Annotated in this window: 13 protein-coding genes, 3 pseudogenes and 1 riboswitch; of the genes and pseudogenes, 13 read left to right on the forward strand and 3 right to left on the reverse strand. The window is 77.3% G+C overall.

All coding sequences use genetic code 11. The features are described 5' to 3' along the window. Positions 1-13 precede the first annotated feature (13 nt). Positions 14-142, forward strand: a riboswitch (cobalamin riboswitch). Positions 143-307: 165 nt separating this feature from the next. The 13 genes and pseudogenes from VSR01_RS07350 to cobC all read left to right on the forward strand — a co-directional run bounded on the left by VSR01_RS07350 (position 308) and on the right by cobC (position 19511). Next, positions 308-1264: a cobalamin biosynthesis protein gene (locus tag VSR01_RS07350; RefSeq protein ID WP_326448463.1), complete on the forward strand. Its 957-nt coding sequence runs from the start codon at positions 308-310 to the stop codon at positions 1262-1264. An 86-nt stretch (positions 1265-1350) separates the two neighbouring features. Further along, positions 1351-2880 carry a cobyric acid synthase gene (locus tag VSR01_RS07355; RefSeq protein ID WP_326453534.1) on the forward strand — a complete coding sequence of 510 codons (1530 nt, stop codon included), beginning with the start codon at positions 1351-1353 and terminating at the stop codon, positions 2878-2880. After that, positions 2877-6651 (forward strand): annotated as a pseudogene (gene cobN, locus VSR01_RS07360) (cobaltochelatase subunit CobN). Before VSR01_RS07355 ends, cobN begins: the two are co-directional and overlap by 4 nt. A gap of 5 nt (positions 6652-6656) precedes the next feature. Then, positions 6657-8770: pseudogene (locus VSR01_RS07365) on the forward strand (putative cobaltochelatase). Next, positions 8770-9366 (forward strand): cob(I)yrinic acid a,c-diamide adenosyltransferase, encoded by a 597-nt coding sequence (cobO, locus tag VSR01_RS07370; protein ID WP_326448464.1) that lies wholly within the window; start codon positions 8770-8772, stop codon positions 9364-9366. The pseudogene VSR01_RS07365 and the gene cobO overlap by 1 nt, the downstream one beginning before the upstream one ends. After that, positions 9360-11282: a cobyrinate a,c-diamide synthase gene (locus tag VSR01_RS07375; RefSeq protein WP_326448465.1), complete on the forward strand. Its 1923-nt coding sequence runs from the start codon at positions 9360-9362 to the stop codon at positions 11280-11282. The genes cobO and VSR01_RS07375 overlap by 7 nt, the downstream gene beginning before the upstream one ends. A 206-nt stretch (positions 11283-11488) precedes the next feature. After that, entirely contained in the window at positions 11489-12220 is a 732-nt protein-coding gene (gene cobI / locus VSR01_RS07380; RefSeq protein ID WP_326453535.1) for a precorrin-2 C(20)-methyltransferase, read from the forward strand. Next, positions 12217-13041, forward strand: a pseudogene (cobM, locus tag VSR01_RS07385) (precorrin-4 C(11)-methyltransferase); the annotation flags it as partial. The gene cobI and the pseudogene cobM, both read left to right, overlap by 4 nt. 130 nt (positions 13042-13171) lie before the next feature. Further along, entirely contained in the window at positions 13172-14623 is a 1452-nt protein-coding gene (gene cbiE, locus VSR01_RS07390) for a precorrin-6y C5,15-methyltransferase (decarboxylating) subunit CbiE (RefSeq protein WP_326448466.1), read from the forward strand. Positions 14624-14807: 184 nt separating this feature from the next. Then, on the forward strand, positions 14808-16625 hold the full coding sequence (gene cobJ / locus VSR01_RS07395) for a precorrin-3B C(17)-methyltransferase (RefSeq protein WP_326453536.1): 1818 nt from the start codon (positions 14808-14810) through the stop codon (positions 16623-16625). Between the two features lie 103 nt (positions 16626-16728). Continuing rightward, positions 16729-17439: a precorrin-8X methylmutase gene (locus tag VSR01_RS07400; protein ID WP_326453537.1), complete on the forward strand. Its 711-nt coding sequence runs from the start codon at positions 16729-16731 to the stop codon at positions 17437-17439. Next, the gene (locus VSR01_RS07405) at positions 17436-18452 is read left to right on the forward strand and encodes a sirohydrochlorin chelatase (RefSeq protein WP_326448467.1); all 1017 of its coding nucleotides are present in this window, start codon (positions 17436-17438) and stop codon (positions 18450-18452) included. Before VSR01_RS07400 ends, VSR01_RS07405 begins: the two co-directional genes overlap by 4 nt. A gap of 75 nt (positions 18453-18527) precedes the next feature. Further along, complete coding sequence (gene cobC, locus VSR01_RS07410) at positions 18528-19511, forward strand: Rv2231c family pyridoxal phosphate-dependent protein CobC (RefSeq protein WP_442785656.1); 984 nt, start codon at positions 18528-18530, stop codon at positions 19509-19511. 60 nt (positions 19512-19571) lie between these two features. Here the strand turns inward: cobC and VSR01_RS07415 are convergent, their stop codons facing one another. From VSR01_RS07415 to VSR01_RS07425, 3 genes are all read right to left on the reverse strand, one after another. Next, a complete protein-coding gene (locus tag VSR01_RS07415) occupies positions 19572-21182 on the reverse strand; it encodes an ABC transporter substrate-binding protein (protein ID WP_326453539.1) in 1611 nt (536 codons plus the stop codon). After that, positions 21122-22678, reverse strand: a complete 1557-nt coding sequence (locus VSR01_RS07420) for a protein kinase domain-containing protein (RefSeq protein WP_326448468.1) — start codon at positions 22676-22678, stop codon at positions 21122-21124. Before VSR01_RS07420 ends, VSR01_RS07415 begins: the two co-directional genes overlap by 61 nt. A 159-nt stretch (positions 22679-22837) precedes the next feature. Further along, positions 22838-24097 (reverse strand): SCO1860 family LAETG-anchored protein, encoded by a 1260-nt coding sequence (locus VSR01_RS07425; protein ID WP_326448469.1) that lies wholly within the window; start codon positions 24095-24097, stop codon positions 22838-22840. Between the last annotated feature and the right edge of the window lie 134 nt (positions 24098-24231).

Raw genomic sequence — 24231 nt, forward strand, 5'->3', positions numbered from 1 at the left:
TACGGCGGCAGGAGAGGAAGTCCGGTGCGAATCCGGCGCGGTCCCGCCACTGTCACCGGGGAGTGCGCTCCCAACCCGTACGTCACGGCCGGTCTCCGGCTGGAAGACCCGGGAGCGCGCAGATCCGGGAGCCAGGAGACTCTCACCGCCGGTCACGTCGAACCAGGGCGCGGACCCTGAGTGAGGACTTCTGCCATGCGCGGCATCGCAGTTCGCAGGCCCGGCCCCCGGCCCGTCTCCCGGCCCGTCCCGCACCCCTGCCCCGATCCCGCCACCCCCGCGCGGAGCGCAACGGCCGGCTGACCCGATGCGTGCCGACCGCGTTTACGCGTACGGCGCCGCACTCGGCTTCCTCGGCGACCTCGCCGCGGGCGATCCCCGCCGCGGCCATCCCGTCGCGGCCTTCGGCCGTGCCGCGAGCGCCCTGGAACGCCGGATGTGGCGCGACGACCGCGCCGTGGGCGCGGCCTACACCGCGCTCTGCGCCGGGGGCGTCGCCGCGGCGGCCGTGCTGGTCCGGCGGGCGGTACGGGGCTGCGCGCCGCTGTCGGTGGCGCTGACGGGCCTGGCCGCGTGGTCGGTGCTGGGCGGCGCGTCGCTGGCCCGGGAGGCCGGCGTCATCGCGGCCGCGCTGGAGGCCGGGGATCTGGCGGCGGCCCGGGCCCGGCTGCCGCACCTGTGCGGGCGCGATCCCGAGCACCTCGACGCGGAGGGGATCGCCCGCGCGGTGGTCGAGTCGGTCGCGGAGAACACCTCGGACGCGGTGGTGGGCGCGCTGGTGTGGGGAGCGCTGGCCGGGGTGCCGGGGCTGGCCGGGTTCCGCGCGGTGAACACGCTGGACGCGATGGTGGGCCACCGCTCGCCGCGGCACCTGCGGTTCGGGTGGGCGTCGGCCCGGCTGGACGACGTGGCGGGCTGGCCGGGCGCGCGGCTGACGGCGGCGCTCGCGGTGCTCGCCGGGCCGCGTCCGGCCGACGCGCTGCGCACGTGGCGGCGCGACGCGGCGGCGCACCCGAGCCCCAACGCGGGCCCGGTGGAAGCCGCGTTCGCGGGCGCGCTGCGGCTGCGGCTGGGCGGCCCGCTGTCCTACGCGGGCCGCGCCGAGCAACGGCCGGTGCTGGGCGCGCAGTTCGCGCCGCCGGGCGCGGCGGACATCGCGCGGGCGGTCCGGCTGTCGCGCCGGGTGGGCGCGTGGGCGCTGGCGGCGTCGGTGGCTCTGTCGACGGCACGGGTCCGGCTGATGCACGGAAGGAGGGCAGCGTGAACGCGGGAGCCACGACCGCGACACCCGGCACGCACGCGGCGTCCGGCGCCCACGCGGTGTCCGGGCCCGCTCGCGTCAGGGGCCTGATGATCGCCGGCACGGGCTCGGACGTCGGCAAGAGCGTGGTGGTCGCCGGGCTGTGCCGCTGGCTGGCCCGGCAGGGGCTGAGCGTCGCGCCGTTCAAGGGCCAGAACATGTCCTTGAACAGCTATGTGACCCGCGACGGCGCCGAGATCGGCCGGGCGCAGGCGATGCAGGCGCAGGCCGCCGGGGTCGAGCCGTCGGCTCTGATGAACCCGGTGCTGCTGAAGCCGGGGAGCGACCGCAGCAGCCAGGTCGTGGTGCTGGGCCGGCCGGTCGGCGAGCTGAGCGCACGCGGCTACCACGGCGGCCGGCAGGCGGAGTTGCTCGGCACGGTCGTGGACTGCCTGACCGAGCTGGGGCGTTCGCACGACGTCGTGGTCTGCGAGGGGGCGGGCAGCCCCGCCGAGATCAACCTGCGGCGTACCGACATCGTCAACATGGCGGTGGCGCGCCGCGCCGCGCTGCCGGTGCTGGTTCTCGGCGACATCGACCGCGGCGGCGTCTTCGCGTCGTTCTACGGCACCACCGCGCTGCTGGACGCGGCCGACCAGGCCCTGATCAGCGGCTATCTGGTCAACAAGTTCCGCGGGGACGTCACACTGCTGCGGCCGGGCCTGGACATGCTGGCCGAGCTCACCGGGCGGCCCACGCTCGGCGTGCTGCCGTACGAGCGGGGCCTGGGCATCGACGAGGAGGACGGGCTGCGGGCCCGCGACCTGGCGCCGGCCGGGCCGCCGCTGGGCCGTGACGTGCTGCGCGTCGCGGTGGCCGCGGTGCCGCTGATGTCCAACTTCACCGATCTGGACGCGCTGGCCGCCGAGCCGGGCGTCGTGGTGCGGTTCACCGACCGCCCCGAGGAGGTCGAGGACGCGGACCTGGCGGTGCTGCCGGGCACCCGCGGGACGGTACGGGCGCTGGAGTGGCTGCGGGAGCGCGGCATCGCGGCGGCGGTGGCGCGGCGGGCCCGCGAGGGCCGCCCGGTGCTGGGCGTCTGCGGCGGCTATCAGATGCTCGGCGAGCGCATCGAGGACGACGTGGAGTCGCGCGCGGGCGCGGTCGCCGGCCTCGGGCTGCTGCCGGTGCGGGTCGTCTTCGCCGCCGCCAAGACCCTCGCCCGGCCGTCCGGCACGGCCTACGGGCATCCGGTGGAGGGCTACGAGATCCACCACGGGGTGGCCGAGTTCACCGGCGCGGCCCGGTCGGCCGGGGACGCGCCGGGTGCGCCCGCCGCTCCCCCGGGCTTCGACGAGGCGTTCCTCGACGGCGGCCGGCTCGGCGCGGTGTGGGGGACGCACTGGCACGGCTCGCTGGAGAGCGACGCGTTCCGGCGGGAGTTCCTGCGCCGGGTCGCCGCCGCGGCGGGCCGCCGTTTCGTACCGGCGCCCGACACCTGCTTCGGCGCGCTGCGCGAGGCCCAGCTCGACCGGCTGGCCGACCTGGTCGACCGGCACATCGACACCGCGGCGGTGCTGCGGCTCATCGAGGGCGGCGCACCCGCCGGCCTCCCCTTCCTCGCCCCGGGGGCGCCATGACCACCGTTCTGCTGCTGTCCACCGCCGACACCGACCTGCTCGCGGCGCGGGCCGTCGACGCCTCGCACGGCGCGCCCGCGTACCGCATCGGCAATCCCGCCCGGGTGGACCCCGACGAGGACCTGCCGGCGCTGCTGGACGGCGCGGACCTGGCGGTGGTGCGGCTGCTGGGCGGGCGGCGCGCCTGGGAGCGCGGGCTTGACGTGCTGGCCGCCTCCGGGGTGCCGACGGTGCTGCTGGGCGGCGAGTCGGTGCCGGACGCGGAGCTGATGGCGCTGTCGTCGGCGCCGGCGGGCGTGGTCGCGCAGGCGCTGCGCTATCTGGTCGAGGGCGGCCCCGGCAACCTCGCGCAGCTCGCGAGGTTCCTGTCCGACACCGTGCTGATGAGCGGCGAGGGCTTCGAACCGCCGCGCGCCATGCCCGAGTTCGGGCTGCACGGCGACTTCGCGCGGCGGCACGAGCCGGGCCGGCCGACGGTCGCGGTGCTCTTCTACCGGGCCCACGAGCTGTCCGGGAACACCGCCTTCGTCGACACGCTGTGCGAGGCGGTCGAGGCCAGGGGCGCCAACGCGCTCGCGGTCTACTGCGGTTCGCTGCGCGGCGCCGACCCGGAGCTGTACGGGCTGCTGCGCCGCGCCGACGCGATCGTGACCACCGTGCTGGCCGCGGGCGGCACGGTGGCGTCGCAGGCGAGCGCGGGCGGCGAGGACGAGACGTGGGACGTGGGGGCGCTCGCCGAGCTGGACGTGCCGGTGCTGCAGGGCCTGTGCCTGACCACGTCGCGCACCGCGTGGCAGGAGTCGGACGCGGCGCTGTCGCCGATGGACGCGGCGATGCAGGTGGCGATCCCGGAGTTCGACGGGCGGCTGGTGACCGTGCCGTTCTCGTTCAAGGAGAGCGGCGAGGGCGACGTGCCGGTGTACGTCGCCGATCCGGAGCGGGCGGCGCGGATCGCCGGGATCGCGGTGCGGCACGCGGCGCTGCGGCACAAGCCGAACGCGGACAAGCGGATCGCGCTGGTCTTCACCGCGTACCCGACCAAGCACTCGCGGGTCGGCAACGCGGTCGGGCTGGACACCCCGGCCTCCGCGGTGGAGCTGCTGCGGGCGCTGCGGGACGCCGGCTGACGTCACCGGTGACTTCCCCGAGGACGGGGACGAGTTGATCCACCGGCTGATCGCGGCGGGCGGGCACGACGTGGAGTGGCTGACCGAGGAGCAGCTCGCGGCGGCGCCCGCGCGGGTGCCGCTGGCGGACTACCGGCGCTGGTTCGCCGCGCTGGACGAGGAGTTGCGCTCCGGCATGCTGCGGCACTGGGGCGAGCCGCCGGGCACGCTCTACGTGGACGGCGAGGGCGACGGCGCGGACATCGTGCTGGCGTCGCTGCGGTTCGGCAACGTGGTGATCATGATCCAGCCGCCGCGCGGCTTCGGCGAGAACCCGATCGCGATCTACCACGACCCGGACATGCCGCCCTCGCACCACTATCTGGCGGCCTACCGCTGGCTGGAGAGCGCCCCGGAGGAGGGCGGTTTCGGCGCGGACGCGATCGTGCACCTGGGCAAGCACGGCACGATGGAGTGGCTGCCGGGCAAGGGGCTGGGGCTGTCCGCGGGCTGCGCGCCCGACGCGGTGCTCGGCGAACTCCCCCTGGTCTACCCGTTCATCGTCAACGACCCGGGCGAGGGCACGCAGGCCAAGCGGCGCGGCCACGCCACGGTGGTGGACCACCTGGTGCCGCCGATGGCCCGCGCCGACTCCTACGGCGAGCTGGCGAAGCTGGAGCAACTCCTCGACGAGTACGCCCTGGTGAACGACCTCGACCCGGCGAAGGCCCCGGCGGTCCGCGGGCAGATCTGGACGCTGGTGCGGGCCGCGGAGCTGCACCACGACCTGCACGTGGACGAACAGCCCGACGAGGACGGCTTCGACGATTTCGTGCTGCACGTCGACGGCTGGCTGTGCGAGATCAAGGACGTCCAGATCAGGGACGGCCTGCACGTCCTGGGCGGCGGCCCGGTCGGCGAGGCGCGGGTCAACCTGCTGCTGGCGGTGCTGCGTTCGGCGCAGGTGTGGGGCGGTGTGGGCGGCGCGCTGCCGGGGCTGCGGGCCGCGCTCGCGCGGTCCTTCGGGCTGACCGAGAAGACGCTGCTGGCCGAGCCGGGCGCGCCCGCGGACGTGCCGCCCGGACTGACCGCGCTGGCCGCCCCCGAGGGCGCCCCCGCGCGCACCGGCTCCGACGCGGTCGACCTGCTGGAGCGGCTGGCCCGGCGGCTGGCGGAGGCGATGGAGGCGCGCGGCTGGGCGCCGGACGCGGCCGGCGAGGTGGCCCGCGAGGTGCTCGGCGGCCGTGACGTCCCGGACGCGGTGCGCGTGCTGGAGTTCGCCGCGGCCGAGGTGGCGCCGCGCCTGGCGCGCACCGGCGACGAGATCGCGCACATCCTGCGGGCGCTGCGCGGCGGTTACGTGCCGGCCGGGCCCTCGGGGTCGCCGACCCGCGGCCTGGTCAACGTGCTGCCGACCGGCCGCAACTTCTACTCGGTGGACCCCAAGGCGATCCCGTCCCGGCTGTCGTGGGACGTGGGCGCCGCGCTGGCGGACTCGCTGCTGGCCCGCCACCTCGCCGACACCGGCGCCTACCCGGCGTCGGTCGGGCTGACGGTGTGGGGCACCTCCTGCATGCGCACGCAGGGCGACGACATCGCGGAGATCCTGGCGCTGCTGGGCTGCCGGCCGGTGTGGGACGACGCGTCGCGCCGGGTGACCGGCTTCGAGGTGGTGCCGGCCGAGGAGCTGGGCCGGCCCCGGATCGACGTGACGGTCCGCATCTCCGGCTTCTTCCGCGACGCGTTCCCGCACGTGGTGGCGCTGGTGGACGACGCGGTGCGGGCGGTGGCCGAGCTGGACGAGCCGCCGGAGGTCAACTACGTGCGGGCGCACGCCGACGAGGACACCGCGCTGCACGGCGACCGGCGACGGGCCACCGCGCGGGTCTTCGGGTCCAAGCCGGGCGCGTACGGCGCCGGTCTGCTGCCGCTGATCGACGCGCGCAACTGGCGCTCGGACGCCGACCTGGCCGAGGTGTACGCGGTGTGGGGCGGCTACGCCTACGGCCGCGGCCTGGACGGGCGGGCCGCGCGCGGCGACATGGAGGCGGCGTTCCGCCGGATCCAGGTGGCGGCGAAGAACGTCGACACGCGCGAGCACGACCTGGTCGACGCCGACGACTACTTCCAGTACCACGGCGGCATGGTGGCCATGGTCCGCCACCTCACCGGCGCCTCCCCCGAGGCGTACGTCGGCGACAGCGCGGCCACCGACCAGGTGCGCACCCGCACCCTGGGCGAGGAGACGCACCGCGTCTTCCGCGCCCGCGTGGTCAACCCCCGCTGGATGGCGGCGATGCGGCGGCACGGCTACAAGGGCGCCTTCGAGATGGCGGCCACCGTCGACTACCTGTTCGGCTACGACGCCACGGCCGGCGTGGTGGACGACTGGATGTACGAGCGGCTGTCCGCGGAGTACGTCTTCGCGCCGGACAACGCGGACTTCATGCGGAAGTCCAACCCGTGGGCGCTGCGCGGCATCACCGAGCGCCTGCTGGAGGCGGCCGACCGCGGCCTGTGGGAGCGGCCGGACCCGCGGACGCTGGAGCGACTGCGGGAGACCTACCTCGCCCTGGAGGGCGATCTGGAGGGCGCGGTGGACGGCGAGTCGGACAGCGAGTGGGGCAGCGGCACCGAAGGCGACCCGGAAGGCGGCACCGCATGAGCGGCATGAACACCCCTTATCCGTTCAGCGCGTTGGTCGGGCAGGACGCCCTGCGGCTCGCGCTGGCGCTGAACGCGGTGAGCCCGGCCGTCGGCGGCGTGCTGGTCCGCGGCGAGAAGGGGACCGCGAAGTCCACCGCGGTGCGGGCGCTGGCGGCGCTGCTGCCGCCGGTCGCGGTGGTGCCGGGCTGCCGCTTCAGCTGCGACCCGGCCGCTCCCGACCCGGCCTGCCCGGACGGTCCGCACGCGCAGGACGGGCCCGGCGCGGACCGCCCGGCCCGCCTGGTGGAGCTGCCGGTGGGCGCCTCCGAGGACCGCCTGGTGGGCGCGCTGGACATCGAACGCGCGCTGGCCGACGGGGTGAAGGCGTTCGAACCGGGGCTGCTGGCCGACGCGCACCGCGGCATCCTCTACGTCGACGAGGTCAACCTGCTGCACGACCACCTGGTCGACCTGCTGCTCGACGCCGCGGCGATGGGCGCGAGTTACGTGGAGCGCGAGGGCGTCTCGGTGCGGCACGCGGCGCGTTTCCTGCTGGTCGGCACGATGAACCCCGAAGAGGGCGAGCTGCGCCCGCAGTTGCTGGACCGGTTCGGGCTGACCGTGGAGGTCGCCGCGTCCCGCGAGACGGACGAGCGGGTGGAGGTGGTGCGCCGCCGGCTGGCGTTCGACGCCGACCCGGCGGGGTTCGCGGCGCGTTGGGCGGCCGAGGAGCAGGCCCTGCGCGAACGCATCGCGGCGGCGCGGGCGCTGCTGCCGCAGGTGCGGCTCGGCGACGCGGCGCTGCGGCAGATCGCCGCGACCTGCGCGGCGTTCGAGGTGGACGGGATGCGCGCGGACATCGTGATGGCGCGCACCGCGACCGCGCTCGCCGCGTGGGCCGGCCGCACCACGGTGCTGGCCGAGGACGTGCGCCAGGCCGCGCTGCTGGCGCTCCCGCACCGCAGGCGGCGCAACCCCTTCGACGCGCCGGGGCTGGACGAGGACACGCTGGACGAGACGCTGGAGCGCGAGCGCGGCGAGGACCCCGAGGACGGCGGCGACGGCGGGGGCCCCGACGATCCCGACCCCGGCCCCGACGGTCCGGGCGGCGGCCGGCCCCGCGGGACGGCGGCCCGGACGCGGGGCAGGCCGCCTCCGACGCCGACACCGGGAGCCGGGCGGACGACCGTGTCGCGCAGGCGCCCGAGGACCCGTCGGGCCCGGACGCCGGCCGGGGCGACCCCGCGCCCCGGGACGCCGCGCGGCAGGACCCGGCCGACCGCGGTTCCGACGGCGCCGCGGACGGCGGCACGCGTCCGCCCGCCGCGCCCGCCGACCCGTACCGGACCCGGCCGCTGACCGTGCCGGGGCTCGGCGAGGGCGCGGCAGGCCGCAGGTCAAGGGCGCGCTCGGCGCACGGCAGGACCACCAGCGACCGGCGGCCCCGGGGCGCGCTCACCGCGCTGCACCTGGCGGCCACCGTGCGCGCGGCGGCCCCGCACCAGCGGGCCCGCGGACGCGCCGGACGCGGCCTGGTGGTGCGCAGGGACGACCTGCGGCAGGCGGTGCGCGAGGGCCGCGAGGGCAACCTCGTGCTGTTCGTGGTGGACGCCTCGGGGTCGATGGCCGCGCGGCAGCGGATGAGCGCGGTCAAGGGCGCGGTGCTGTCGCTGCTGCTGGACGCCTACCAGCGGCGGGACAAGGTCGGCCTGATCACCTTCCGCGGCGCCGCCGCGGACCTCGCGCTGCCGCCGACGTCGTCGGTGGACACCGGCGCGGCGCGGCTCGCGGCGCTGCCGACCGGCGGCCGGACGCCGCTGGCCGCGGGCCTGTTGAAGGCGCACGAGGTGCTGCGGGTGGAGCGGCTGCGCGACCCGGCGCGGCGCGCGCTGCTGGTCGTGGTGACCGACGGCCGGGCCACCGGCGGACCCGAGCCGGTGGCGCTCGCCGCGCGCGCCGCCCGCCTGCTGGCCGCGGCCGGCGCGGCGTCGGTGGTCGTGGACTGCGAGTCCGGGCCGGTCCGGCTGGGCCTCGCGGGCGCGCTCGCCGAGGAGTTGGGCGGCGTCGCGGTGACGCTCGGGGAACTGCGCGCGGACACCGTGTCCGCGCTGGTGAAGGACGTACGGAGGGCCGCCTGATGCCGCAGGGACAGCCGAGCGTGGTGCCGGACGACGGCCTGACGACCCGTCAGCGCCGCAACCGTCCGCTGACGATCGTGCACACCGGGCCCGGCAAGGGCAAGTCGACCGCGGCGTTCGGGCTGGCGCTGCGCGCGTGGAACCAGGGCTGGCCGGTCGGGGTGTTCCAGTTCGTGAAGTCCGCCAAGTGGCGGGTGGGCGAGGAGCGGGCGCTGCGTGTGCTCGGCGCCTCCGGCGAGGGCGGCACGGTCGCCTGGCACAAGATGGGCGAGGGCTGGTCCTGGGTGCAGCGCTCGCCGGAGTCCAACGAGGAGGCGGCGCGCGAGGGTTGGGCGCAGGTCCGGCGCGACCTGGCGGCCGAGACGTACCGGCTGTACGTGCTGGACGAGTTCGCGTACCCGATGCACTGGGGGTGGGTGGACACCGACGAGGTGGTGTCGGTGCTCCGCGACCGCCCCGGCACCCAGCACGTGGTGATCACCGGCCGCAACGCGCCGGCCGCGCTGCTCGACGCGGCGGACCTGGTCACCGAGATGACCAAGGTCAAGCACCCGATGGACGCGGGGCAGAAGGGCCAGCGGGGCATCGAATGGTGAGCGGGCGGGAGCGCAGCGGCCCGGGCGCGGACGCGGCGGGCGAGGGCGGCCCGAGCGCGAGGGCGGACGCGGCGGCGCGTGAAGTCGGCGCGGCGGCGCGGGCGTACCAGGTGCCGCGGCTGGTGATCGGCGCGCCGGCCTCGGGCAGCGGCAAGACGACGGTGGCCACCGGGCTGATGGCCGCGTTCGGCGCGCGGGGCGTCGCGGTGTCGCCGCACAAGGTCGGGCCGGACTACATCGACCCCGGCTACCACGCGCTGGCCACCGGCCGGCCGGGCCGCAACCTCGACCCGTACCTGTGCGGCGAGGAGCGGATCGCGCCGCTGTTCCTGCACGGCGCGGCCGGCTGCGAACTGGCCGTGGTGGAAGGCGTGATGGGGCTGTTCGACGGCGCCTCGGGACAGGGCGAGGCGGGGTCCACCGCGCAGGTGGCGAAGCTGCTGCGGGCGCCGGTCGTGCTGGTCGTGGACGCCTCCTCGCAGTCGCGGTCGGTGGCCGCGCTGGTGCACGGGTTCGCGTCGTGGGACCCCGGGGTGCGGCTGGGCGGGGTGGTGCTCAACCGCGTCGGCTCCGACCGGCACGAGACGCTGCTGCGCGAGGCGCTGGACGAGGCGGGCGTGCCGGTGCTGGGCGTCCTGCACCGCGCCGACGACCTCCGCGTGCCGTCGCGGCACCTCGGCCTGGTCCCGGCGGCCGAGCGCGCCGCCCAGGCCCGCGAGTGGCTCTCCGCGCTCGCCTCGCGCGTCACCACGGGCTGCGACCTCGCGGCGCTGTGGGCGCTCGCCCGGTCCGCGCCGCCGCTGCACGCCGCGCCGTGGGACCCGGCGGTGGAGATCGCGATGGCGGGAGCGGCCGGAGCCGCCGGAGCCGCCGCCGGAGCGGGAAGGCCCGGTCCGGACGGGAGTGACGGCGCGGGGACGCCGGGCGCTGCGCCGGCGAACCGCCGTGCGGCACCGCCGGCTTGGGCGTCCGGCGCCGAGCAGACGGGCGGAAGCCCGCGCGGCGGCGCGGACGGCGGGCTGCTCCTCCCGCGCGCCGCCGCAGCCGATCCCGGGCGGGCGCGGGGCGCCGCGCGGCCGGTGGTGGCGGTGGCGTCCGGGGCGGCGTTCACGTTCGCGTACCCGGAGAACGCGGAACTGCTCCGGGCCGCGGGCGCGCGGGTCGTGGCGTTCGACCCGCTGGCCGACGAGACGCTGCCCGAGGGGACCGCGGGCGTGGTGCTCGGCGGCGGCTTCCCCGAGGCGTACGCGGCCGACCTGTCCGCGAACGAGCCGCTGCGCCGGGCGCTGGCCGCCTTCGACGGGCCGATCGCCGCGGAGTGCGCGGGCTTGCTCTACCTGGCGCGGTCGCTCGACGGCCGGCCCATGTGCGGGGTGCTGGACGCCGAGGCCGTCATGACCGACCGCCTCACCCTCGGCTACCGCCAGGCCGTCGCGCTCGCCGACAGCGTCCTTGCGGCACCGGGCACCCGGCTGCGCGGCCACGAGTTCCACCGCACGGCCGTGACCCCCGCGTCCGGCTCCGACGGCCTCGCCGCGCGCGGCGGCGCACGGCGCGGAGTGAGCGCCGGCCGGGCGGTGAGCGCCGGGCGCGCGGACGGCACGGGTACGGCGGCGGGCCGTACGGTCCGGGTCGCCCCCGCGGGTGCGGGCGGCGCGGGCCACCGGCCCGGCGCGGGCGTCGGAGGCGTCGCCGGCACGGGCCGGGTGACCGGTGTGACAGGTGCGACCGATGCGACCGATGCGCACGACGCGGCCCGTACGCCCGTCGAGGCGTCCGCCGCCTGGGGCTTCACCCCGCCCGCGCCCCGGCGCGAGGGCTTCGTCCAGGGCGCCGTGCACGCCTCCTACCTCCATCTCCACTGGGCCGCCGAGCCCTCGCTGGCCCTGCGCTTCGCCGGAAGGTGCGCCTCATGACCACGTCTTCCCCCGTCCCCCGGCCGCCCGACGGGCACGACCGGACCGCACCGGCCCCGCCCCGGCCCGCCGCCGCGGCGACGGCGCCGCAGGTCCCCTCCACGCCCTCCCGGGTCGGCCCGGCCGCCGCGGGCGAGCACCCGGCCGACCCGGGACGGGCGGGCGCGCCGGCCGCCGCGGGCGGATCCGGGGGCGGCCCCGGCGGGGTGCCGCCGCGGCTGGTCGGGGTCGGGGTGGGGCCCGGGGACCCGGAGCTGGTGACGGTCAAGGGCGTGGCGGCGCTGCGCGCGGCCGGCGTCGTGGTCGTGCCGGTGCTGGACACCGGTGAGACGGGCCGCGCGGAGGCGACGGTGCGGCACTACGTGGACGCCGCCCGGATCGTGCGCGTCGTCTTCGCGCTCAACGAGCGGACGGACCGGGCGCGTCGGGAGGCCGCGTGGGACGCGGCGGGCGCGCGCGTCGCCGAACTGCTGCGCGTCCACGGCACGGTGGCGTTCGCGACGATCGGCGACCCGAACGTGTACTCCACGTTCACCTACCTCGCGCAGACCGTGCGCGCGCTGCTGCCGGACACGGCGGTGCGGACCGTGCCGGGCATCACCGCGATGCAGGACCTCGCCGCGCGCAGCGGCGCCGTACTCGCCGAGGGGACCGAGCCGTTGACGCTGGTGCCGGTCACCGCGGGCGCCGCGGTGCTCAAGGACGCGCTGGAGGGGCCGGGCACGGTGGTCGCGTACAAGTTCGGCCGGCTGGCGGGGGACGTCGCCGCGGCGCTGCGCGACACCGGCCGCACCGAGGGCGCGGTGTGGGGCAGTTCGCTCGGTCTGCCCGCCGAGTCGATCCGGCCCGCGTCCGAGCTCCTCGACGGCCCGCTGCCGTACCTGTCCACGCTGATCGTGCCCGCGCGGCGCGACGGCGGGCGGGGGGCGAAGCTGTGAGCGCGGCGGGCGCGGGCGCGGCCGGTACCAGCGCGGGCGGCGGCAAGGTGACCATCGTGGGCGCCGGTCCCGGGGCCGCGGACCTGCTGACCTTCCGGGCCGCGAAGGCGATCGCCGAGGCCGACGTGGTGATCTGGGCGGCGAGCCTGGTGCAGCCGGGCGTCCTGGAGCACGCCCGGCCGGACGCGGAGATCATGGACTCGGCCGGGATGCCGCTGGAGGACGTGGTCGCGGTCTACGAACGGGCCGCCCGCGAGGGCCTGAAGGTGGCGCGCATCCACTCCGGCGACCCGGCGTTGTGGGGCGGTACGCAGGAACAGGTCGACCGCTGCGCGGAGTTGGGCGTCGAGGTGGAGATCGTGCCGGGCGTCTCCTCGTTCTCGGCGGTGGCGGCGGCCGCCGGGCGGGAGTTGACCGTGCCGGAGGTCGCGCAGTCGGTCGTGCTCACCCGGCTGGGCGGCGGCAAGACGCCGATGCCGCCGGGCGAGGAGGTGCGCGAGTTCGCGCGGCACGGCACCACGATGGCGGTGTTCCTGTCCGCCGCGCGGTCCGGCCAGCTCGCCGCGGAGCTGCTGGAGGGCGGCTATCCCACGGACACGCCGGTGGTGGTCGCCCACCAGGTCACGTGGCCCGAGGAGTTGCTGCTGCGCTGCACGGTGGGCACGCTGGAGCAGACCGTGAAGGCACACCGGCTGTGGAAGCACACCCTTTTCCTGGTCGGCCCCGCGCTCTCCGCCTCAGGCACCCGCTCGCACCTGTACCACCCGGGCCACTTCCACGGCTTCCGCCGCGCGGACCCTGCGGCCCGGCGCGCCCTGCGGGACGCCACGCGCGCGACGGGGGCGGCGAGCGCTGCGGGTGCGGCGGGTGCGGCGAGCGCTGCGAACGCGCTGGACCCGGCGGGTTCCGCGGACGGCGGCGCCGCGGCCGAGACGGCTCGCGGGTGACGGCGTGATCACGGTGTACGGGACGGGGACGGGGACGGGGACGGGCGCGCCGCCGCCGCTGGTCGGCGCCGCGGACCTGGTGGTCGGCGCGGCCCGGCACCTCGCCGCGGCGCAGCTGCCTGCGGGGGCGCGGCGGCTGGCGCTCGGCCCGCTGGCCCCCGCGCTGGACGAGATCGCGGCGTATGTGCGTGCCGGACGGCCCGTGGCGGTGCTGGCCTCGGGCGACCCCGGGTTCTTCGGCATCGTGCGGGCGCTCGGCGAGCGCTTCGGCGCGGCGTCACTGGACGTCCGGCCGTCCGCGCCGTCCGTCGCGGTCGCGTTCGCCCGGCTCGGGCTGAGCTGGGACGACGCGGTCGTGGTGAGCGCCCACGGGCGCGACCTGCGGACCGCGGCGAACGTCTGCCGCGCCCACCGCAAGGTCGCCGTCCTCACCGGCCCCGGCGCCGGCCCCGCCGAACTCGCCGCCGCCCTCCTGCCCGGACCCGCTCCGGCGGCCACCGCGGCGGCCGCCGTCCCTAGCGCGGCCGCCACGACGCCGCACGCCGAGCCGCCGCACGCGGAGCCGCCGAGCGCCGGGGCCTGCGCGACGGCGGGCCTCGCGGGGGCCGCCAGCGGCGTTGACATCGGGGTCGCGGAAGCCGGGGCGGACGACCGGGCAGTGTCCGGGGACGAGCGGGGCGGGCCGGAGCGGGTGCTCGTGGTCGCGGCCGCGCTCGGGACGGCGGCCGAGTCGGTGGTCCGGGTGCCGCTCGCGGAGGCGGCCGCGCGGTCGTGGCCCGCGGGCGTGTCGGTCGTGCTGTGCCTGGGGCCCGAGCCGTCGCTGGTGGCCGGGCGGGCCCGTACGGTCGCGGGCGGCCCGGCCGCGCCGGCCGGGTGGGCGCTGCCCGAGGAGGAGTTCGCGCACCGGGACTCGATGATCACCAAGTCCGAGGTGCGGGCGCTGGTGCTGGCCCGGCTCGGCCCGCGCACGGGCGAGTTGGTGTGGGACGTGGGCGCTGGGTCCGGCTCGGTCGCGGTCGAGTGCGCGCGCTTCGGCGCGGCGGTCGTGGCCGTCGACCAGGACCCGGACGCGGTCGCCCGGGTCCGCGCCAACGCCGCCGCGCACGGCGTGGACGTCGAGGCGGTACGCGGCCGCGCGCCCGCCGTCCTGGCCGAACTGCCCGACCCCGACGCGGTGTTCGTCGGCGGGGGCGGCGCGGGCCTGCCGGCGGTCGTCGCCGCGGCGGCACGTCGCGCGCGCCGCGCCGTCGTCGTGACCCTGGCCGCGATCGACCGCGCGGCGGCGGTCCGCGCCGCCCTGCGCGAGGCCGGCCTGGTCCCGGACGGCGTCCTCCTGCAGTCCTCCCGCCTCGCCCCGCTCCCCGGCGACGTCACCCGCCTGGCCGCGACCAACCCCGTCCTCGTCCTCTGGGCCACCCGCCCGCTGCCCCCGCCCGCCGAAGGAGCCCCCGCATGACCCACGCCGACCCCTCGGCCCCGCCGCACGGCGCCGGGCGCACGCCCGCGCGGGCCGCTGCCGCCCGGCGGCCGCAGGCGCCCCCGCACGGCCGTGAGCGAGGGCGCCACGCCCGCACCGCCGGGCAGCCGCGGGCGGCGGGCGCCGACTCCGCCGGATGCGGCCCGACCGACGGGGGGCCGCGGTGATCGGGCTGGTGGCGGCGACGGCGGCCGGGGCGCGGGGGTGCGAGCGGCTCGCCGCGGCCTGGCCGGAGCGGACGCGGCGGTACGAGGGCGGCGTCAGGGACGCGCTGACGCGGGCGTTCGCGGAGTGCGACCAGGTCGTGGCGTTCCTCGCGACGGGCGCGGTGGTGCGGCTGGTCGCGCCGCTGCTGGTGTCCAAGGCCGCGGACCCCGGCGTGGTGGCCGTCGACGAGGCGCACCGGCACGCCGTGGCGCTGCTCGGCGGCCACGCCGGCGGCGCGAACGCGCTGGCGCGCGAGGTCGGCGCGGTGCTGGGCGCGGAGCCGGTGATCACCACCGCCACGGACGCGGTCGGCCTGCCCGGCCTCGACGCCCTGCCGTATCCCGCGGAAGGCGACCTCGCGGCGGTCACCCGCGCCCTCCTCGACGGCGCGCCCGTCGCCCTGCACGCCGACGCGACCTGGCCGCTGCCCCCGCTCCCGGTGACGCCGGCGGCCCCGGACGACACCGCAGCCGACCGGGAGACCTCACCCGCGGCGCCGGAGCACACCCCCGCGAACGCCGCGGACACCGCCGACACCGCGGACCCCGCCGACACCGCCGACACCGCCGACACCGCTGCCATCGGCGGCGGGTTCGCCCTCCACGTCACCGACCGCGTGCCCGACCCGGCGCACCCCCGAAGCGGCCATGCCGTGTACGTACGGCCTCCCTCGCTCGTGGTCGGCGTCGGGGCGAGCCGCGGCGTCGGCGCCGCGGAGGTCGTGGCCCTGGTCCGGCGCACCCTCGCGGAGAGCGGCCTCGCGGGCAAGAGCGTGACCGCGCTGGCGACCGTGGACGCCAAGCGGGACGAGCCGGGCATCGTCGCGGCAGCGGCGGAGTGGGGCGTGCCGCTGCTGGTGTTCGACGCGCCGTCCCTCGCGGCGGTCGCCGTGCCGAACCCGTCCGCCGCGCCGCTCGCGGCCGTGGGAACGCCGTCCGTCGCGGAGGCCGCGGCGCTGCTCGGCGCCGGTCGCGGCGGTGAACTCGTCGCGCAGAAGCGGAAGTCGGCGATGGCGACCGCTGCCGTGGCCCGCAGGACGCCGCGCGGCCGGCTCGCCGTGGTGGGCCTGGGACCGGGCGCGCGGGACCTGATGACGCCGCGCGCCGCCGCCGAGTTGCGCCGCGCCTCTGTGGTCGTCGGCCTGGACCAGTACGTGGACCAGGTCCGCGATCTGCTGCCGCCCGGCATGCGGGTGCTGGAGAGCGGCCTGGGCGCGGAGGAGGAGCGCGCCCGCACCGCCGTCGCGCAGGCCCGCGCGGGCCACGCGGTCGCGCTGATCGGCAGCGGCGACGCCGGGGTCTACGCGATGGCCTCGCCCGCGCTCGCCGAGGCCGCCGACGACATCGACGTGGTCGGCGTGCCCGGGGTGACCGCCGCGCTCGCCGCCGCCGCGCTGCTCGGCGCGCCGCTGGGGCACGACCACGTCGCGATCAGCCTGTCGGACCTGCACACGCCGTGGGAGGTGATCGAGCGGAGGGTCCGGGCGGCGGCCGAGGCCGATCTCGTCGTCACCTTCTACAACCCGCGCAGCCGGGGCCGGGACTGGCAGTTGCCGAAGGCGCTGTCGGTGCTGGCCGGGCACCGCAGGCCGGACACGCCGGTGGGCGTCGTGCACGCCGCGTCCCGCCCCGACGAGCGGCACGCGGTGACCACGCTCGCCGAACTCGACCCGGCGGACGTCGACATGGTGACGGTGGTGACCGTGGGCAACACCGCCACGCGTACCGTCGCCGGCCGCATGGTCACCCCGCGCGGCTACCGGTGGCAGTCGTGACCCGGGCGGGGCACGGCCGCCCGCCGCGGGTCGAGCGGCGCGCCCCGCACCGGGCGGGGGACCGCACGCCAGAAACCGACCGTTCGCCGAGGAGCGCACCGTGATCCGTACCCGAACCGTCCACCCCATCGAGCAGGAGTCGTTCCGCATCCTGCGCTCGCGGCTGGACACCTCGCGCCTGCCGCCGCTGCGCCGCGCCGTGCTGGAACGGGTCGTGCACGCCAGCGCCGACCTGGGCTACGCCGACGACCTGGTCGCGGACGAGGCCCACCTGCGGGCCGGGCATGCGGCGCTGCACGCGGGCGCGCCGATCGTCGCGGACGTCGAGATGGTCGCGGCCGGGATCACCGCGCGCCGCGCGCTGTGCCGGGTCGCGGACGCGGCGGCGGGCGAGGGGCTGACCCGCAGCGCGCACGCGGTCCGGCTGGCGTACGCCGAGGTCGGCCCGGGCGCGGTGTGGGTGGTCGGCTGCGCGCCCACGGCGCTGGAGGAGCTGATCGCGCTGGACGCCGCGCCCGCGCTGGTGATCGGGATGCCGGTCGGGTTCGTCGGGGCGGCCGAGAGCAAGGCGCACCTGCGGGCCTCGGGGCTGCCCGCGGTCAGCAACGTCTCGGAGAAGGGCGGCTCCGCGGTGGCCGCCGCGGCCCTCAACGCCCTGCTGTACACGCCGCTTTCGGCCCCCACGGCGGACGGCCCGGCGACGGCCCGCGCCGCCGCCGGCGTCGCCACGGCTCCCCCGGCCGATGTCCCGTCCCCCGCCGGGCCCCCCGGGTCCGGCGGCCCGCACCCCCTGCGCAGGGAGAACCACCGGTGAACGCCCCCGCCCTGCTCCTGGTCGGCCACGGCACCCGCGACACGGCCGGCGCCGAGGCGTTCCGCGCCTTCGTCGCGCAGTTGGCCGCCGATCATCCCGAAATCCCCGTCGGCGGGGGCTTCATCGAGCTGTCGCAGCCCCCGCTGGCGGACACGGTGGCCGCGATGGCGGCGGACGGCGTACGGGAGTTCGCCGCGGTGCCGCTGGTGCTGGTGTCGGCCGGGCACGCCAAGGGCGACATCCCGGCGGCGCTGGCCCGCGAGGAGCGGCGGCACCCGGGCACCTCGTACGCGTACGGCCGGCCGCTGGGCCCGCACCCGAACCTGCTGGCGGTGCTGGAGCGGCGGCTTGACGAGGTGCTCGCGGAGGCGGGGGCGTCGCGTGCGGACGCCACCGTGCTGCTGGTGGGCCGTGGTTCGACCGACCCGGACGCCAACGCCGAGGTGTACAAGGCCGCGCGGCTGCTGTGGGAGGGCCGCGGGCCGGCCGGTGTGGAGACCGCGTTCGTGTCGCTGGCCGAGCCGTCGGTGCCGGCCGGCTTGGACCGCTGCCGCCGGCTGGGCGCCCGACTCGTCGTGGTGCTCCCGTACTTCCTCTTCCCCGGTGTGCTGCCCGACCGGGTACGGGACCAGGCCGGCGAATGGGCCGCGGGCGAGGACGCGGCGGGCGTGGACGTGCGCTGCGCGGACGTGATCGGCCCGGAACCCGAGCTGGCCGCGCTGGTGATGGAGCGCTACCGCGAGACCCTGGCCGGCGACCTGCGGATGAACTGCGACGCGTGCGTGTACCGGATCAAGCTGCCGGGCTTCGAGGACCGGGTCGGCGCGCCGCAGCAGCCGCACCACCACCCGGACGACCCGGGCCACACGCACGGGAACCACGCGCACGGCGACCACGCGCACGGCGACCACGGACACCAAGGCCACGGACCGCACGGCGACGACCACGGGCACGAAGGCCACGGACCGGGCGGCGGCCACGGCAGCGGCGGTCACCATGCACACACCCACTGACCCGGGCGCCGGCCCGCACCCGCGCCCGGCGGCTACGACCTGCTGCACCACGGCGACGCCGAGACCGCCGCCGGCCTGGTGGACCTGGCGGTCAACGTCCGTGCCGGCACGCCCCCTTCGTGGCTCGCGCGGGAGATCGCCGACTCGCTCGGGGGCCTCGCCGCCTACCCCGACGACCGCTCCGCCCGCCGGGCGGTCGCGCGCCGGCACGGCAGGCCGGACGCGGAGGTGCTGCTGACGGCGGGCGCGGCGGAGGCGTTCGTGCTGCTCGCGCGGGCGCTGCGGCCGCGCCGCGCGGTCGTGGTGCACCCGCAGTTCACCGAGCCGGAGGCGGCGCTGCGGGCGGCCGGCCACCGGGTGGAACGGGTGCTGCTGCCCGCCTGCGACGGTTTCCGGCTGGACCCCGCGGCGGTGCCGGACGACGCCGATCTGGTGGTGCTGGGCAATCCGACGAACCCGACGTCGGTGCTCCACCCGGCCGCGCTGGTACAGGATCTGGCGCGGGCCGGGCGCACTCTGGTGGTGGACGAGGCGTTCATGGACGCGGTGCCGGGCGAGCGGGAGTCGCTGGCCGGGCGGCGGGACGTGCCGGGGCTGGTGGTGCTGCGCAGCCTGACCAAGACCTGGGGTCTGGCGGGCCTGCGGATCGGCTACGCCCTGGCCGGCGCGGCGACGGTGGCGGCGCTTCAGCGCGCACAGCCGCTGTGGGCGGTCTCGACCCCGGCGCTGGCGGCGGCGCGGGCGTGCGTGACGCCGCGGGCGCTGGCCGAAGCGGCGGAGGCCGCCCGCACGGGCGCCGCGGACCGCGCGTATCTGGTGGAGCGGCTGCGCGCGCTGCCCGGCGGTGTCGAGGTCGCGGGAGAGGCGCCGGCCGCGCCCTTCCTGCTGCTGCGGCTGCCGGACGCCGACGCGGTGCGGCTGCGGCTGCGGGATCTCAGCTGGGCGGTGCGCCGCGCCGACACCTTCCCCGGGCTCGGCCGGGAGTGGCTGCGGGTCGCGGTGCGCGACCGGCGCACGTCGGACGCGTTCGCGAAGGCGCTGGCCGCCGCGACGGCATAGGGGCGACGGGACCGCTCCCGGCACCCCCGCCGACGCCGCACCGCATCCCGGGGACCGCGGCTACCGCCGCACGCCCAGCGCCGTCAGGTCGATGCCGCCGAGCACCTGCTGGACGTACACGTTGGTCAACCGCGGCGCGCGGTAGACGAGATGGCGCGGGTAGAGCAGCGGGACCATGGTGGACTCGCTCATCACCTTCGCGTCGATCTTCTTCCAGTCGTCCGCGGCCTTCGCCGGGTCGGACTGCGCGTCGGCCTCGTCCACCAGGGAGTTGATCTCGGAGTCGTCCAGACCGGAGTAGTTGTTGGCGCTGCCCGGCTGGATCAGGGTGCGCAGGAAGCCGCCGCCGGTGGGCCAGTCGGCGGCCCAACTGGTCAGCACCATGCCCCACTTCTTCGTCTTGAGCTTGGCCGGGTTGAGCAGCGCGTCGTAGAAGGTCGCGGTGTCCATGCTCTGCACGGTGACCTTGATGCCGACCTGGGCCAGCGCGGTCTTGACGGACTGCATGGCGTCGTCGGTCTGCGGGGAGTCGGGCCCGGCGAGGGTGACGTCGAAGCCGTTCGGCCGGCCGCAGTTCTTCAACTGCGTCTTGGCCGCCTGCGGGTAGGACACGCCGGCGGTGGTGCCGAAGGGCGTCGCGTTCGCGTCGTGGCCGTCGCTGGTGGGCGGCAGCATGGTGGTGGCGATGTCGCCGCCGTCGTACTGCCCGCCGAAACCGGCGCGCAGCGAGGCGCGGTCGACCGCGTACTCCACCGCCCAGCGGCACTGGTAGTCGCTGAACGGGGCGACGTCGGTCTGCAGGCTGAGGAAGCGGGTGGCGCCGCTGTAGGCGAGGTCGGTGTTCGCCTTCAGGGCGGGCGAGTTGAGGATCTTGGTCTCGGTGGCGTCGGAGAGGGTGGCCGCGTCGATGTCCAGGTCCGCGCGGCCGTCCAGCAGCGCCGCCTCGACGGCGTCCTGGCTGGCCAGGTAGGTGAGGTCGATGCGGTCGGGCAGCGCGGAGTGGATCGGGTCGGTGGCCGGGTCCCACTCGGGGTTGCGGACCAGCTCCAGGCTCTTGTCCGGGGCATAGGAGGCGACCTTGTACGGGCCGCTGGCCACCGGGTGCTTCTCGAAGTCCTTGCCGCCGCCGGTGTCGGCCGAGCGCGGCACGGGCGCGCCGATGGACAGCGCGAGCACGTAGCGGAAGTCGGCGAACGGCTTGGCGAGGGTGAAGACGATGGTGGAGGAGTCCGGCGTGGCCACCGACTTCAGGCCGAGCTTGTCGGGGTCGGTGTCCTGGTAGGGGCCCGGGTAGTGCTGGCCCTCGTCCAGCAGGTCCGGGAAGTAGGAGGGGCCGCCGGGGAAGACGTCGCGGGCGAAGGTGCGCTCGATGCCGTACTTGACGTCCTGGGAGGTGATCGGCGAGCCGTCCTGGAACTTCACCCCGGACTTCAGGTGGAAGGTCCAGGTCAGGCCGTCGGAGCTGACCTTGCCCGTGTCGGTGGCGAGGTCGGGTTCGAGGACGCGGCCCTTCTGTCCGGGCGCGGGGGCGTAGTCGACCAGCTTGCGCAGGTACAGCCGCTGCACGTTCCAGGCGGGCTGCTCGTAGGTGGCGGCCGGGTCGAGGAGGTTCAGCGGCGGGTAGGCGGCGGCCAGCCGGAGGGTGCCGCCCTTGGTGCTCGACGGGCGCACGACGCCGTCGAGGCCGCCGCCGTAGCCGCTGCCCTCCTTTCCGCCGTGCAGGGTGAGCGCCGCGTTGCGCACGGTGGTGGACGTGCCGGTCGCGGTGCCGGTCGGATCGGGGTTCGCCGTGCCGCCGCCCAGCGGCCCGTAGACCAGGGCCATGGTGACGCCCACGGCGGCCACCGCGACGCCCGCGCCGGCCGCGGTCCAGCGGCCCCTGCGGCGGCGGCGCAGCGCGGCGGCGCCGTCGCCCGCGTTCGGCGGCGGGGTGCCGGGGCCGGCAGGTAGGCGGGCGGCGGGGGCGTGAGCGACGGCGGCGTGTGCGGGGCCGCCTGGCCGTACGCGGGGTGCTGGGGCTGCGCGGGCGGCGGCGGGGTGGCGTCCCGCACGCCCTGGGCGGGTATGTGCGGCGGGAACTGCCCGGGCGTCCGCGGCGCCGGGCCGCCGGGCGCGCCGGCCGGCTGCCGCGGGGCCGCGCCCGGCAGCACCGGCAGCTGGCCGCCCAGGCCGTACGTGGCGCGGGGGTCGGCGCGGTGCGCGGGGGCGTCCGCGGCGGGGGCGGCGGTCGGGGCCGCCGGCGCGGCGTCCTTGACCAGGGGCGCGGACGTGGCCGCGGCGGCGGGGGCGGCGTCGGCGGACGGGTCCGGGACGGCGGACGAGCCGGCGGCGGCCACGCCGGACAGCCAGCCGCGCAGCCGGTTGCGGAAGACCGCCGCGTCGGCCGGCCGCGAGGCCGGGTCCTTGGCGAGCGCCTGCAGCACCAGGGCGTCCAGTTCCCTGGGCACCCGGGGATTGCGCGCGGAGGGCTCGGGCGGCGGGGTGTGGACGTGCCAGTACATCAGGTTGATCGGGTTGCCGTCGGTGAACGGCGGGCGCCCGGTGAGCAGTTCGACCAGCACGCAGCCGGCCGCGTAGACGTCGCTGCGGGCGTCGACGTCACCGCCGTTGATCTGCTCCGGCGACATGTAGCTGGGCGTGCCGATCGCCGAGCCGGTCGCGGTCAGCCGCTGGTCGGAGTCCAGCACCCGCGCGATGCCGAAGTCGGCGACCTTGACGGTGCCCTCGTCGGTGATCATCACGTTGGCGGGCTTCACGTCGCGGTGGACGGTGCCGCGGCTGTGCGCGTGGGCGAGCGCGTCGAGGATGTCGCAGACGATGCGGACGGCTTCCTCGGGCTCGAACGACGCGCGTTCGCGGACGAGTTGGGCGAGGGTGCGGCCGGAGACGTACTCCATCACCAGGTACGGGACGACCTGGTCGCCGTCCTCGACCTCGTCCTGGTCGTGGACGGTGACGATGCCGGGGTGGTTGAGCGCGCCCGCGGCCTGCGCCTCGCGGGCGAACCTGCGGCGGGCGTCGGGGTTGTCGGCCAGCTCCGGCAGCAGCGTCTTGACCGCGACGATCCGGCCCATGCGGGTGTCGCGGGCCCGCTGGACCCGTGCCATCCCGCCGTGGCCGAGCATTCCCAGCAGTTCGTACCGCCCCGCGAACAGCCCCTCGCCCATGCTCTGCCCGTCCCGCGCCCCGGCGCGTCGTCTCGCGGCGCCGTCCCCGCGGCACCGGCTCCAGATTAAGGGGGCGACGCCGCTGCTGGCGCCGCCCCCCGGTGCTGTTACCGGCTTGTGTCGATCAGTTGCAGGAGCGCGACCCGAGGCCGCGCCCGGTCAGTTGTCGCCCTGGGCGGCGGCGCGCCTGCGGCGGTTGGCGACCAGGTAGACCCCCGCGCCGGCCGCGACGAGGGCCGCGGCGCCGCCCGCGAGATACGGCGTGGACGAACTCGCGCCGGTCTCCGCGAGGTCGCCGGTGTCGGCGACGGTCTGGGTGTGCGTGTCGCCGCTGCCGCCGCTGCCGCCGCTGGAGGAACCGCCGGACGAGGAGCCGCCGGAGGCGGCGGCTCCGGACGTCGAACCGCCGGAGCTCGACCCGCCGTTGGTGCTGCCGGACGTCGAACCGCCGTTCGTGGAGCCGCCGTTCGTGGAGCCGCCGTTCGTGGAGCCGCCGTTCGTGGAGCCGCCGCTGCCGGAACCGCCGGAGCCGCCCGAGGTCGATCCGCCGGTGGAGGTGCCGCCGGTGGTGCTGCCGGACGTCGAACCGCCGGACGTGGCACCGCCGGTGGACGAGCCTCCGGTCGAACCGCCTGTCGAGCCGCCGGTCGAACCGCCGGTCGAGCCGCCCGTCGAGCCCTCCGGGGTGCGGCAGGTGGCCTGCGCGAGCGTGACGTCGCCGCTCACGTCGGCCACGCCCAGGTTCAGCGGGTTGACGTGGACCTGGAGGCGCAGGGCGGTGGCCGCCGCGGTGCGCGAGGTCAGCACGGTGTTCGTCAGTTCCAGGCTGACCTTGCCGACGCCGGGCACCACCACCTGCGTGGTGCCGACCGCGTCGAGCGCGACGCGCTGCCCGAGCACGGTCACACCGGCCAGGTGCGAGGAGGCGGTGGGCTTGCGCCCCACCGTGCAGGTGGCCCGCGAGGAGATCGCGTCCAGCTTGACCAGGGACAGCAGCGGCAGGCCGGGCAGGTGCAGTTGGGCGTTGGCGACGTTCGCGTAGCCCTCCGCGGTGTGCCGGTCCACGGTGGCGTCCGCGGTGGCGACGGCCGCGCGCAGGATGTTCACCGGGCGGCCCTGCTCCACGCCGTGGCCGACGGTGACGGTCAGCGCGGTCTCGTCGGCGGAGGCGGGGGCGTGCACGTCGTTCAGGGAGACGTTCACCGGCACGTCGACCGTCTTGTTCAGCAGCGAGACGTCCAGACCGGCGCGCAGCACGGTCGCGGTGGACGCCCCCGCGCCGGTGGTGTGCGCCGGCGCGGGCGCACCGGCCCGCGCGGCCGGCGCGACGGCGAGGGCGCCCGCCGCGAGGGCGGTGGCGGCGCCGAGCACGGCGGCCGAACGGCGAGCTGGGACAAGGGACTTGGGAATGCGGTACACGGTTGGGAACCCCTGTGGAACGACATGGCGTCCCCGGCGCGCGCTGATCTGGGGACAGCCGCCGGAGACTCGGACCCGGCCATGATTTACGCACTGTGGGTGAATGAGCGGCTACACGGCGCTAGTTCACCCGT

This window comes from Actinacidiphila sp. DG2A-62 (assembly GCF_035825295.1).
Classification (GTDB): domain Bacteria; phylum Actinomycetota; class Actinomycetes; order Streptomycetales; family Streptomycetaceae; genus Actinacidiphila.